The sequence below is a fragment of the Paenibacillus sp. 203 genome (assembly GCF_037027525.1).
In the GTDB taxonomy this organism is placed as follows: domain Bacteria; phylum Bacillota; class Bacilli; order Paenibacillales; family Paenibacillaceae; genus Paenibacillus; species Paenibacillus polymyxa_B.
Window position 1 is genome coordinate 211,663 of record NZ_JAXCHD010000005.1, and the last position, 12,763, is coordinate 224,425.

Here is a 12,763-nt window from a genome sequence, read left to right on the forward strand (position 1 = left end):
ATAAGGAGAATTTGCAAATGAATAATACAGTATATCTTTATGTGTTTGACACCATGGCAGATTGGGAGATAGGTTATTTAACTGCCGAACTGAACTCGGGGAGATATTATAAAAAGGGGCTGGTCCCATCCAAAATAGTTACCGTGGGAATGGAAAAGACCCCTGTAACTACAATGGGCGGATTGAAAATCCTGCCTAACATCAAACTGGATGAGTGCAGCATTGAAAGCACAGATACATTGATTTTACCCGGTGGAGATACATGGACAGAAACCATTCACCAACCCATCTTAAAATTCGCTGAGAGGTGTTTAGAGGAAGGGATATGGGTTGCAGCGATTTGTGGTGCTACCATGGGACTTGCCCAGGCAGGATTGCTGAATTCACGTTGGCATACAAGCAATGATCTGGAATACCTCCAAATGACCTGTCCCACCTACACGGGCGAAAAGTATTACAAAACGGAGTCTGCTGTAACGGATGGAAAACTGATCACAGCATCTGGAACAGCTCCGTTGGAATTTTCCGTACACGTCTTGAAAGCTCTGGGTGTGTTTTCTTCTAAAACATTAGAAGCCTGGTATAGTCTAAATAAGACTCGTGCATCCAGATATTACTATGAGTTGATGGATTCAATCCAATGAAGGTATAAGCATAAAATTGAACTGTTACGATCATTTAAAGGAGGAGTTAAAATGACTGAAAGCAGAGAATATACGGGAGTGTCAGGTAAATATACAAAGAAGGGAACACCCAACGGCTTTACATCTATTACCCCTTTTATTACAGTGAAGAATCCTTCGGAAGCAATAGAGTTCTATAAAAGTGTTTTCAATGCAAGGGTTAAGGATATTACTGAATATCCTGATGAGAATGGCAATAAAATCATTGTTCATGCGGAATTAGATTTTGGAAATGGTTTTTGCAGCTGGGAGCAGCGAATCCGGCATATCAATTGGTTTTGCCGCCAGATGAAGACAATGCGTGTTATTCTTTAGGAATTTACGTGTTGAATGTTGATCAGGTATTTGAAAATGCAGTAGCAAGAGGAGCAAAAGTAAGGGAACCAGTTACAAACTTTGTTTCAGGTGATCGATTCGGAAGTATATTGGATCCTTGTGGAGTAAGATGGTCTATTATGACCAGGATTGAGGATTTGTCAGAAGAAGAAAGTAGTCGTAGGGTTGCTGAATGGGCCAAAAGCTTTAGTGGAGAATAAAGGCAATCACTTTTTAAAAATATTAAGAGTGACGGTTTGCTGAGAGATGTTAAGGAAAGCTTGAATATAGAATGCATTGGTAATTTGCTCTTCAATGAGGTTCTAGTTGATAATGACTCTATTGCACAAATTTGTACAGGGATACCGCATCTTTGGTGGGCGGTTCCCTTTATAATCATTTTTAAAAAATGGGTATAGGTGGTTATTTGTATGATTATATAGCTTCTAAAAGAAAAGTGATTCCCGTGGGGAGCTGTGACGACTTATGTGAACTTCAGTCTAAACGCGTCCATTAAGGAGCAAAGTATGAAAATAATTTTATGGTTAGTAGCTATCATTTTAATATTTGTTCTCATATGTATCCTGTTTTTGTTCATTGCGAAGCGCCAAAATAATAAGAAAACAGAAATGGATGTTCTAAGCTTTTTAAAGGAAAATCCGAGTAAAGCATCTTTGTTTATGATCAAAAATGGTATGGAGAAAATCAGCTATAACTCAGAAGTTAAAATGCCGCTTGCCAGCACGGCCAAAGTGATCATTGCTATCGAATTTGCTCGCCAAGTTGTGGCGAAAATATTAGACGAGCAGGAACTTGTTCCTTTAGAGGAATTAAATAAATTTTATATCCCTGGTTCCGATGGTAACGCTCATCATAACTGGATCCAATCCATTCGCGCAAACCATAAAGAGGTTCAAGGTAAAATTACGTTATTGGATATTACTCACGGTATGTTAGCATATAGTTCCAATGCCAATACAGAATTTCTAATGGCGAAAATGGGTTTGGATAAGATAAATGAGAATATTATGAAGCTCTCACTTTCTTCTCATGATAAAATCTTTCCTTTTTCATCTGCGGGATTCATGTCTCCTTATATCCAAGAGACTGAAAACATAGGCTTTAAAGAGTCGATACAAAAGATAAGTGAGATGAGCTACGAGGAATTTATGAAAAAATCTATTGAAATTCATCAGATTTTAAATCGTGATCAGGGGTTAGAATGTATTCAGAAATGGAACACCAGGCAGAATTATGTACGAAAGCTTCAAGTGCTGGAATCGCGCAAGCTTCCTCGTTCAACGACTAAAGAATATGCTTACCTCATGAAGCTCATACACAAGGAGGAATTGGTTCCTTCTACTATAAATCCATATCTAAAAATGCTAATTCAGCGACAAGTGGATAACTCCAAGTTAATAGAGTTCGGAAACAAAGGTGGATCTACCATTTCTGTTCTAACAGAGGCTTTATATTGTACGGATCGGGAGGGAAATGACATTCAACTAGCCATGTTTATTCAAGATGATTCTGGGGTGGATCATATTTGGCTCAAGCAGAAGCTGGATTTGTTTTTTTACAAATTATTAACGGATACTGCATTTCAAGAAGAGGTAAAAAGCAAATTATATGATAAGGGAAGAAATTGAATGTTTTTTTATTTTGTAAAAATGCTGCTGATTCCGCTTATACTTTACTGGATCATGGCTTACTTTCCATTTTAAAATCGTATTTCGTGTCTCTTTATGGTTTATTAGCGATATATCAAGTTTTATTTAGTATTTCATACATTATCTCCACTCCTTTAGAACGTCGGTTTAAGAATTGGTGTACTAGGTTTCTGGAGGCTGCAGTAAATACCACTACGATCAATGGAACATTACATGTTGAATTAAGAAATAAAGCTTGATATTTTGGGAACAGTTAACAAACTAATTGTTCTTTAAGTCTGGTACATAAAAAATCTTCTTTTGTGCAAGGACGCATAGGAATTTTGTCAATTTTAAATTGTGAGACAAATTCATTTAAACATTCGATGATTATTCTCCTTATTAAAAAGATGTTTCTGTATAAAAAATAATACTGGTGGCCCTTAAAGATGTGTTAGGAGTCACCAGTAAAAATTCGATACACACCTTAATTTTAATTAAGAATTATTGTCCAATTTGTTCTAAGATTTGTGTGTAAGCATTCCTATAATGATCGGGGTTAGGATCTTCTCCTATTATCTTGGGTACGTCAAAGTCGGACAGCAGGAAATGGTGTTTGGGTTGAACTTCATGCCTTGCTAAGCAACTCTTGCAACAGGACAAGGGACAGCCGTCAATTGCAATGATGTCACGTCCCGATTTTGCTGTTCTGACAAGTGGTTTGACATCACCACCAACACCAGCAATACAGGACATTTCAGCAACTTTTTCTCGATCCATTTGTATAGCGATCATGTTAGCGGTTTGTGCTGCGGAGGAACATCCAGAACAAGAATAGACAAGAGGTAAATCAGTTCTTTTCATCTTTGTACACTTCCTTGTTTTTTCTTTGTGATCCATCACGGTATCTTTGGTTTTAGCTGAAATCAAATTTAAATTGTTTATATTTTAACTTAAATTTACAGTCTAAACCGTGATCGTGATCACGACATTATTTTGAAAAATCTATTATAGGGCTAACTGTGTATATACAATTCAGCCAGATCCCCCTTTTTAACTTAATTTTTCTAATAGAGAATTAGCCCTATCTAAATATAAATCTGATTTCCAGGGATATTGTTAATTATTCGTCCATCTCCCAACGAAAATATGCAGATAGGTTTTTGTATGCCTTATTCATATCATCATCTACGCATTTATTAATGATACGGTTTAATGTTGCTTCAAGTATATTTTCATTAAAGTCCCGTGCTATAAAATGACCATGCCCGATAATAATATCACCTTGACCTGTCATCCTAGCTAACCTTTTAGGACTTATTAGTTCAAATGAAAACATGTCTGATGCTCCATTTATTTCACTGGGCCCGATATCAACATTATAAGTAATATAGAAGTCGTCTATATCTTCACCCCAATCCTCATACATCTTTGTTAAAGCCTTTATTATAAGCATTTAATTATCCTCCTATTGAACAATATCAATATGAACGTTACTTATCTGCTTTGGTGCCCATGCTTAACCAGCGCTCATCGCCTCTGAACGAGTAGAACTTCCAAGGGGGGATAATCCTTTTGGTAATAGTTTAACTACGAGAAGAATTTGAGAATTCGTTAAGTCATCTATATATCAGCATGCCACCAATTAGGTTTTGAAGTAACTTCTTGTGTATTCTTCGAACATTAACTCTTGCAAGTCAAACGCCCTCAGATGGGGAGGAGTGGCAAGTTATTGATTTGTGTAGGAAGTAATGCTATGTTATTTAGTTAGTGATTTTGACATGCAAAAGGCTTATTCCAACTCATTGGATCAAGTTGGAATAAGCCTTGAAATTTTACCAAGCATGTTTGTCAAGTTGTTTTATGTTTGGTTTGTTGTTTTGTACGATCTTGCTGTCACAATGTAACTGCCGTATAGCACTACAATAGATTCCGTCCGTTTTTAAAGAAAGTTTTTAGCTATGCTATTCAACCAATAGGTTGGTAGTGACACATTTCAAAAAGTAGCATACAAAATAATTCTTAATCATCTTCATCTTCATCGTCATCATCTTCTAAATGAGGGGTAACCGGGTACCCTGAAGGATCAAACATATATTCAACGCACTCTTTTTCATCTGAAAGAACAAGACTTATCATATCACCACCACCAAACGGTGAAGGTGGTACTTTTATATCAATAATCCAAGAGTACCCTTCAACACCTTCAAATTTCTCGTAAAAAGCTATTGACTCACCAGAATTGGAATTGATTACTCCCTCTAATTGGTACTCGTCATTATAAATTCTAGAAATTTGGAGCAATCTGTCTATGGTTAATTGAGTATATATTTTAGGTAGTTTATTTCTATCAATCCCTAATATAGAAAAGGAAATTACCTCTTCTTCATCAGAAATAACCAGAAACTCTTCAAAATCCTTGAAGTCTACCTCAACAACCCAAGCACCACCAGTCAATGCAAAAAATTTGTCATAATACTGAACAGATTTGTTTGTGTCACTATCAATAGTCCAATGATTGTAGTTATTGTTACGTTTGTTGATGTACTCTTGTGCAACATTTAACGCTTGCAATGCAGAAAATTTTGGATTACTCATCTAAACACCCCCTAAATATTTCAGAATTTGCAGGTGGCCATCCAAATGGCGCCTTACGTCCATTATTCCTCAGTTTATAAATGTATCGTTCAGTAGCAATTAACTCAGCTCTTGTAAAATTCTTTTTATTCTCCATTATTATTTTGTAGACATGTTCTTCTCTTTCTAAGATACTTTGTTTTAAATATTTATTTTTACCCAATTCTAACCATTGCTTTGCATGTACGCTTTCATGAAAAGCCGCTATTTGAGATGGTTTCCCTCTAAAATACATGATTCCTGTTTCAGGATCAAAACCTCCAGCTTTATTTTTTGGTACCTTTTCTTTGTCAATTACAACTTTAATCCCTGATTGATCCATATCTTTTTTGAATTTTTTAAAGTCTGATGCACGTATTTTTCTATTACCATATTCGTCAATTTTAAAAACATTTCCACTTACTCTCTTTGTGTCCCATTCTGCCTGATCTAGATCAGTAGTCCGAGCCTTGATACCACCATTACCAGTCCCCTCATCAATTGGTCTGTTTACACCTGGACCACCTTTTGGATTGGGTTTTACAGGCGGATTCTCTACAATAGGTGGCTGGCTAAACCTAGCAGGAGAACTTCCAGCACTCCCCATACCGATCCGGGCTGCTACAATCCCATAAGTCGTTTCTTCGACTAAATCGCTTAAGCCTGTCCTTTCCATGTAATCTCCAGATTTTTGTCCAATAAAGCCTTGATTGTATCGAGTAATGAGTGCATCCATTTTCTCTTTGTCCAACTCAATAGCATTTGTAGAGTCCACACCCATCGCTACTAAACCATCTTCAATGGCATTGAGAGTTCCTTCATCCCATACGTGTGTGCGTTTTGCATTGACGATACGCTGGATGGCGGCCAATTTATTAGGATCTTTAATATCATACAGTGATAGTTTGCGCTTCATTGTAATTTCAGTGCGCAGTGCTTGCTCTGCTTGTTTTAGCTTATTTTCATCCTGCCACCAGTTGGCTGTAAAATAATCAGTTTGATTCCAATATGAAGTATATTCACTAGTTTTTCTTTCTCTCCATAATGCAAGTTTTGGATTCTCATGTTTCTGCGTTTGTGCTGCTTGAAGGCGTTGTTTTTCCTCATAATCTCGGAGCCATTTCTCCTGAATGTTTTTAGGAACTTGCTGATACGCTTGAGCCATGGCATTTGACTCTTTCAGCAGGTTTTGAATCAGTTCTAATGGGCCACCAGAATGCGCTATATGACGTGCACTCGTAAACACTTTCCCCAAAATCCACTTGCTGTAATAGGCTTCCTTAGCCCGCTCATGCTCGTATTGGCTTATTAGCCCTTGGAGAGCTAAACTAGCCAGATGCTTCAGTGGATGCAAACCACCTTTAGGAGCACTACCTCCAGCGTGACTTGTTCCTTTGCTCCGGACGGGGATCATTGCGGTTGCTTTTAGAATGACACCCGCCGCAGGCCCACCTAAGGCTCCCGCAACAACACCAGCCACTTTTCCCATCACTGGAATGGAGCCTAATAGCTTGGACACCGTACCCATCAAAGAGTTGGCCTGTTGAAGTGCAGCCGGACTTGTCACTTTGGCGGTAGGAGTGCTGCTTGATGATGTCTTAGCTGCTGATGGAGCTTGCGCCGCCTCGTATGCTTTGATGCTCATCAATGGCGGCTCAGGTACAGGAGGGAGGTCGGCTACGAAAACAGGAGCTTTCACCGTACCTTCCTGATAAATCACTGGAGCTTTGGTATCCGTTTCACCATCCAGTACCATGCTGCTGGCTCCGCCTTTTAGATACAGCGCCGTGCCAGCTTCGAGTGAGAGTTCCTCGCCTGCACCCAGCTTCACATGACCACCCTGAATCTGCACATTCCCTGGACTGTCGATGGTAATGCCGCTACTTTCATGCAGTGTAATGGAAAATTCACCGGAGGTGCATAGAGTCAGCTCCTGCTCAGACATTTCGACGCCGCTACCTTGCACATGTTGCCATACCTTCACATTCGGCTGTCCATTGGTGTGGCGTTGTTGTCGCAGTGAATCCGTTACATAGGCATCTTGTTCGAGGTGGGTAGGCAGATACAAATTCCACCTGCTCCCCGATCTCAGGCATATCGTACCAGCCGCTATGCTCTTCCGCGACATAACGGGTGGCTACAGGAAACCAGCAGGCTTTGGCAGGATCTTGCTTCGGGTCGATGTCCAGTTGAAGCTGTACAAAATCCTGCTGTACCTTCAGTATCGTTCCTGTCAACGAAATCCCGGTGGCCTGATCGTTCTCATACCGGGCATAGCGAATATCCTGTTCGGCTTGAAGGTCATAGCGGGTACGCAGTAAGCCATCTGCTAAGGTTGTCATGGCCTGAACCACGACCAGTTCTTTTCCTTGCCCGATAGGTAACGTGATAAGGTCGCCCAGCGCATAGTATTGCAGACTTTCAATCATATAGGTGACATACGAGCCAGCACGTTCGCCTGGCTTTTTCCCATCCAGCTCATGAAACGTTTTTCGTACTCGATAAAATACATCCCGCTCCACCTTATGCTGTTTGCCTTCCGGCATTCCGAAGAAAACCTTGGGCGAGGCTGCGGTTACCTCTGGCACAAGGACGGAACCAAAGCGAGAAGCGAGACGTTTTAAAAACGCCCAATCAGTCTCCTCATATTGTAAAACAAATGCCTCCAGTTTGGCATAGTGGCTTACCGTATCAATGGCATCTCCGTACTGATATTTTCGAACCAGCGCAGTGACCAGATCATCATAAGTGCGGTGAATATCTTGATAGGAGCGCCTTTTACGCTTAATATCCATCTGGTACGAATGGGACGCGGCCTCCAGTTCAAACGTATACACGCCTCGCACGCAATGTACGGACATGCGCGTAACAATCCCATGGAACAGCCTTCTCAACGATTGTCCCTGATCATTCAACTGACGAATCACAATGGGCTCTTGCTCCATATCCTGTCCGATACAAGCTGCTCCCTGTTCTTCGGAGAGCATGCCACTGATATGTAAATAGGCATGATCATTAATGGTGCGTGTTATTTGAAGTTGTTCGATATGTAGTGGCTGAAAGGGACCATAAAAGCGTAGGCTTTCATATCCGATCCCATCTGATAATACGCTCAAGTGAGTTCAAGACTCCTTTCTAGATGCGATGGGTATTTCCAAGTAAAGCACGTCATCTTGAATGCGCTTCTGATTAAAGAAGCCGCAGATGAGTATGACGGTGAGTCAATATAAATATGCATAACAAGGTTTGTACGTTATAAAGGGACGAGAGATGATATTTAATAAACAACCCAGCATATGTATTTATCGGTTAAAAGAGAGATTTAGTTTACAGAATGACCCATTGGTTGGGGGATTTTCAATGTGTATTTTAGAGTAGAGAGGTAAATATAGAAGGGGATTGAGCGTTTATTCTTTCCATCATCCCGACTTAATGGAAAGGGTGATGCAGCATACCTATACAATGGTGCTGATAGGGTAGCAGAGGTCGGTTTTGAAAGTGTTATTTCATAGCAAACTCCAGCAGGGTGGTATCCTGAGTATTCATACTAAGGTCAACAATTTTGAGGTTACATTGGATGCCAATCCTTATATTGAACGAGCGAACAATAACTTATGTCCTCATTAGATTTGTAAAGATATCGCTTGCAAATACTTTGAACATTAAACAAATAGCGCCCAATAAAGTATGCGCACTTTTGCTTACATAAAGTCCTTTGTATAGATTTAAAATCGTTTATTTTAACGTATTAGCATGCCTTGTTTGGGGAGTATTAGAGATGTTCTGGGTACTGGTTCAATGGAAGTACTTTAAACATAAGAGGTATTATGTGCGCTCATACAGGACCTTTGAGGAACTGAAGAAGGATATACATCTATTTTTTACAATAACGAGGTTGCAGACAAAACTAAAAGGCCTCAGTCCAATGGAATTGGACTAAGACCTTTTAACTGATTTTTATTTTTGTAATGTCTATTTGACAGAGTCTGCTCAGACCGGCTACCAAGCCTTTGTGTTAAGTTTAAATTTCCTAAATATTACTATTTTCGTTCATTCTTCGTTTGTATTGTTCTTCCGGCAGTTAGTATATACTGCAAAGGGTCATCATTTATTTTGAGATACGACAGACTTTGAGACACGCTTCCTTCCGGATTAACTTTTGGACGTTTTCGATCCGGGATATCTATAGACGCGAAGTCTGCATCCATATCCAACGTTTGATTAAATAAGCAAATGATGTGCAAATCTTCTTTCCCTTCTCTAATCGTAGAGCCTGTCCGATTTAATCCACTCACCGTAATACTCCCTCTGGTTTCGCCTGCTGAGTTTTTCTCTTCCACAAGCTTGAAATTTTGAATATCCAGTGCAGAAGGATTGTCAAGAATGAATCTTCCTCGGTCCGCTTCTATTACTTCTTGAAAAATCTTGCTTTGGTCAAAAGACGGATTTTTTAAAATCACTTTGTTGTTCCTGTACTCAAACGGGATATTCATACTTCTCAGCAATACTCCAAGCGGAATGACAAAGGCATCCTGAATCACTTCGGGCTGAGTGTCCATCTGTGCTGGAGTATTGTTCAGTTTATATGTTTTTGCTCCCTTTTGAAACACAATTTCATTTGAACTCCACCTGATTTTTGCTTCCTGAAGTTTACCGTTATAATCAACTTTTGCGCCAAGAAGCTCGGCAACGGAACGAAGCGGAACCATGAGACGTTTTTCTTCATTAACGTAGGGACCAATCGGTGTGCAGTACAAAACGTCATAATCATTCACTTTGAGCAAAGAGGTTCCATTGACATGAATAGAGTGATTAATCGGTGCTGCATTAGCGTTATAAGAAGAGGTTCCAAATATAGCACTCACAAGAACTGCAAGAGATAATACAGCCGTTCTATAAAAATATTTTCGTTTCATTTTTCACCCTCCGTTTATATAACGAAGCAAAGTCTTTTTTTGTTGCAAACATTTACGAAACTCTAACCAGCATTAATAAATGAAGTTGTAACTTGCGAACTCGGTACAGTGCAGTATCCTGCAGTTTGTGACGATGTAGTCCACGGAGAATTATTTGTTGAGCTTGTGCCAATATAAGAATTGTACCAGTGAACTCCGTAAATAAACGATCCAGAATGTGGAGAACTTTTAGACGCCATAGTTGTCAATCGCTTAATAGATTGATTATAGCAAGGAGCACATGAAACACTTTGAATTGAGATAGATTGTGTAAGGTCGCATGTTTGCTTGGAGCAATAGCTTGTCCTTCTTTAGTTTTAAATAAATTTTCTCCTACTTGCTCCTCATTAGACCATTGCTCCACTAATTCGGGCTTGTTTGCAAGAATCTCCCCATCATCTCGAATGTATACGACTTTAAAATTCCATGACAGTCAAACGCTTGCTGGAGCTTGTACCATCTATTCCTGATAAGTACCTCAAACGCCAGAATGTGAAGCTCAGTGGTTTCATCGGCTACATGCTGATTCAAATATAATTGAGGATATCAAGTTTTTTTCGAGGCTGAATTGGAAAGTTAAACTGATACATATGGTGAATGGACTCTGATATATATGTTTGTGTACTAAACTTATGAATAAGAATAGACCCTACAATATTGTGCAGGAATTGTCGGGTGGATATATTCAACTACTGCTATTCTATTGATGAAGGAGGTCTTATAGTGGATTTGCTTAAGAGCATGAATGAAGCAATAAAGTATATTGAAGAAAACCTGACTAACGATATTGACTTTAAAGAGGTAGCAAGACTGGCTTATTGCTCCGAATTTCATTTTAAAAGGATGTTTTCTTTTCTTGCAGGTGCTACGTTATCAGAATACATCCGCCGCAGACCCCTCACTCTTGCGGCATTTGAGCTTAAAGATAGCAACGTAAAGGTCATTGATATCGCGATTAAATACGGGTACAATTCACCAGATTCTTTTACAAGAGCTTTTCAAAATTTACATGGCTTAACGCCGTCTGAAGCTAGAATTAATGGCCGTTCACTAAAAGCATATCCACGAATGACCTTCCAGTTATCAATTAAAGGGGGAAGTGAAATGAACTATCGAATTGAAGAAAAAGGGGCATTTCGCATTGTTGGTATTCAAAAAAGAGTTCCTATTATTTTTAACGGGGTTAATCCAGAGATTGCAGCGATGTGGGAAAGTTTAGATGGTGAAACTATCAGCAATCTTAAAAAAATTTCTAATGTCGAGCCTATGGGATTGCTTAGTGCATCCACAAACTTTTCTGAAGGTAGAATGGAGGAAAAAGGGGAGCTTGACCACTATATTGGTGTTGCAACAACCCGGGAGTGTCCGGATAATATAACACAGCTTGAAGTTGCTGCCTCAACATGGGCAGTATTCGAAGCAATCGGATCATTTCCTGATGCGCTACAAGATGTGTGGGGACGTATTTATTCTGAATGGTTTCCATCTTCAAATTATGAACAAATGGAAGGTCCGGAAATCTTGTGGAATGAGAGTAAAGATATAACCTCACCGACTTTCAAAAGTGAAATATGGATCCCCATTTCAAAAAAAGTAACATAAAGCATGTGATTATGAAGTATCCATGAGCTGTTTCGGCAGCTCTTTTTTCAATTATTATAATTGAAGCTTATTTTGTGAAGAAGGTATTTCTTTTAAGGTACAGCCATTTGGTGAGAAAGATCAGGTAATTTATTTTACGGGACTAATGATTTTGAATAGAAATGATACTTACTTATGTAATTGAAAATATAATGTAGCGACAGACTGAAGAACAGTGCAAGGTTTAAGGTATTGAAATAATATTTATTCATTAGTTGTACTTTTATAGCTTCTAAGTTTGATATAATCCTTATCTTGGAATGTCAAAGAGTCTTATTTTATCTTGCACACTAAATTGCCATAATAACCTTATCTATTATTCTCTCTTTATTACGTATCCACGTACCACATCCAGCATCATCCTTTACTACACTTTTTATAAAGGAGATGATAACTTTGGATACCCAATCCAAGATACTACAGAGCGTGGAACATACAAACCCATCTGAAAATACGGCTGAGCAATACGAAAGTTTGGTACAGCAAGAAGACGAACACATAGAGAGACTTAAAACATGCACAAAGCTCATTTTCGATGCGCTAGCTATTATTTCTCAAAAGGCAAGTGTACTTCACATGGAAACCGTCAAAGAAGCAGCCGACCATCTTCATATCATGGAACTGGACCTTCGCAGGGAATTGTTTAAAGTTCGTTTGAAAAAAAGTATTTTGGCGAACAAAATGAAGCAAACCCAAGCATAGCAGCGGAGGGGACGGAATCGTTCTGAAGAAGCGGAGCGTTCGCCTTTGAACCCGGATTTTTACCGTTAAACTATAATCAAAAAAATCTGGGGGCAACAGCGATTGGAAGAATGATCCGTCTACGTAGCGTCCTTAGTTGCACGTACAACCTCTTTAAAAAGCCAAACCCGACATGACCCTTCACGGTCTGATCGGGTTTTCT

The 12,763-nt window shown here is 39.2% G+C and carries 10 protein-coding genes and 2 pseudogenes; 5 read left to right on the forward strand and 7 right to left on the reverse strand.

Annotated elements, in window-relative coordinates:
* The first annotated feature begins 17 nt into the window (after positions 1 to 17).
* From WA407_RS13315 to WA407_RS13325, 3 genes and pseudogenes are all read left to right on the forward strand, one after another.
* On the forward strand, positions 18 to 644 hold the full coding sequence (locus WA407_RS13315) for a type 1 glutamine amidotransferase family protein (protein WP_336077530.1): 627 nt from the start codon (positions 18 to 20) through the stop codon (positions 642 to 644).
* 51 nt (positions 645 to 695) lie between these two features.
* A pseudogene (locus WA407_RS13320) lies at positions 696 to 1,219 on the forward strand (VOC family protein).
* 306 nt (positions 1,220 to 1,525) lie between these two features.
* Positions 1,526 to 2,647 carry a serine hydrolase gene (locus WA407_RS13325; protein ID WP_336077531.1) on the forward strand — a complete coding sequence of 374 codons (1,122 nt, stop codon included), beginning with the start codon at positions 1,526 to 1,528 and terminating at the stop codon, positions 2,645 to 2,647.
* A 504-nt stretch (positions 2,648 to 3,151) separates the two neighbouring features.
* Here the strand turns inward: WA407_RS13325 and WA407_RS13330 are convergent.
* The 7 genes and pseudogenes from WA407_RS13330 to WA407_RS13360 all read right to left on the reverse strand — a co-directional run bounded on the left by WA407_RS13330 (position 3,152) and on the right by WA407_RS13360 (position 10,582).
* On the reverse strand, positions 3,152 to 3,511 hold the full coding sequence (locus tag WA407_RS13330) for a putative zinc-binding protein (protein ID WP_013311396.1): 360 nt from the start codon (positions 3,509 to 3,511) through the stop codon (positions 3,152 to 3,154).
* A gap of 259 nt (positions 3,512 to 3,770) precedes the next feature.
* Positions 3,771 to 4,103 (reverse strand): Imm8 family immunity protein, encoded by a 333-nt coding sequence (locus WA407_RS13335; protein WP_336077533.1) that lies wholly within the window; start codon positions 4,101 to 4,103, stop codon positions 3,771 to 3,773.
* A 566-nt stretch (positions 4,104 to 4,669) separates the two neighbouring features.
* The gene (locus tag WA407_RS13340) at positions 4,670 to 5,245 is read right to left on the reverse strand and encodes a hypothetical protein (protein WP_336077534.1); all 576 of its coding nucleotides are present in this window, start codon (positions 5,243 to 5,245) and stop codon (positions 4,670 to 4,672) included.
* A complete protein-coding gene (locus tag WA407_RS13345; RefSeq protein WP_336077661.1) occupies positions 5,238 to 6,179 on the reverse strand; it encodes a zincin-like metallopeptidase toxin domain-containing protein in 942 nt (313 codons plus the stop codon). Before WA407_RS13345 ends, WA407_RS13340 begins: the two co-directional genes overlap by 8 nt.
* A 215-nt stretch (positions 6,180 to 6,394) precedes the next feature.
* Positions 6,395 to 8,379: pseudogene (locus WA407_RS13350) on the reverse strand (contractile injection system protein, VgrG/Pvc8 family); the annotation flags it as partial.
* 924 nt (positions 8,380 to 9,303) lie between these two features.
* Positions 9,304 to 10,179 carry a copper amine oxidase N-terminal domain-containing protein gene (locus WA407_RS13355; protein ID WP_336077535.1) on the reverse strand — a complete coding sequence of 292 codons (876 nt, stop codon included), beginning with the start codon at positions 10,177 to 10,179 and terminating at the stop codon, positions 9,304 to 9,306.
* Between the two features lie 244 nt (positions 10,180 to 10,423).
* A complete protein-coding gene (locus tag WA407_RS13360) occupies positions 10,424 to 10,582 on the reverse strand; it encodes a hypothetical protein (RefSeq protein ID WP_336077536.1) in 159 nt (52 codons plus the stop codon).
* Between the two features lie 359 nt (positions 10,583 to 10,941).
* Between WA407_RS13360 and WA407_RS13365 the strand changes: the two genes are divergently transcribed.
* Entirely contained in the window at positions 10,942 to 11,820 is an 879-nt protein-coding gene (locus tag WA407_RS13365; protein ID WP_336077537.1) for an AraC family transcriptional regulator, read from the forward strand.
* A 435-nt stretch (positions 11,821 to 12,255) separates the two neighbouring features.
* Positions 12,256 to 12,561, forward strand: a complete 306-nt coding sequence (locus tag WA407_RS13370) for a hypothetical protein (RefSeq protein ID WP_442952032.1) — start codon at positions 12,256 to 12,258, stop codon at positions 12,559 to 12,561.
* The last annotated feature ends 202 nt before the right edge of the window (positions 12,562 to 12,763 follow it).

Bases quoted from the DNA above. Each gene is read 5' to 3' on its own strand.
- WA407_RS13315 (WP_336077530.1), top strand. From the start codon at position 18: ATGAATAATACAGTATATCTTTATGTGTTTGACACCATGGCAGATTGG.
- WA407_RS13325 (WP_336077531.1), top strand. From the start codon at position 1,526: ATGAAAATAATTTTATGGTTAGTAGCTATCATTTTAATATTTGTTCTC.
- WA407_RS13330 (WP_013311396.1), bottom strand. From the start codon at position 3,511: ATGAAAAGAACTGATTTACCTCTTGTCTATTCTTGTTCTGGATGTTCC.
- WA407_RS13335 (WP_336077533.1), bottom strand. From the start codon at position 4,103: ATGCTTATAATAAAGGCTTTAACAAAGATGTATGAGGATTGGGGTGAA.
- WA407_RS13340 (WP_336077534.1), bottom strand. From the start codon at position 5,245: ATGAGTAATCCAAAATTTTCTGCATTGCAAGCGTTAAATGTTGCACAA.
- WA407_RS13345 (WP_336077661.1), bottom strand. From the start codon at position 6,179: ATGAAGCGCAAACTATCACTGTATGATATTAAAGATCCTAATAAATTG.
- WA407_RS13355 (WP_336077535.1), bottom strand. From the start codon at position 10,179: ATGAAACGAAAATATTTTTATAGAACGGCTGTATTATCTCTTGCAGTT.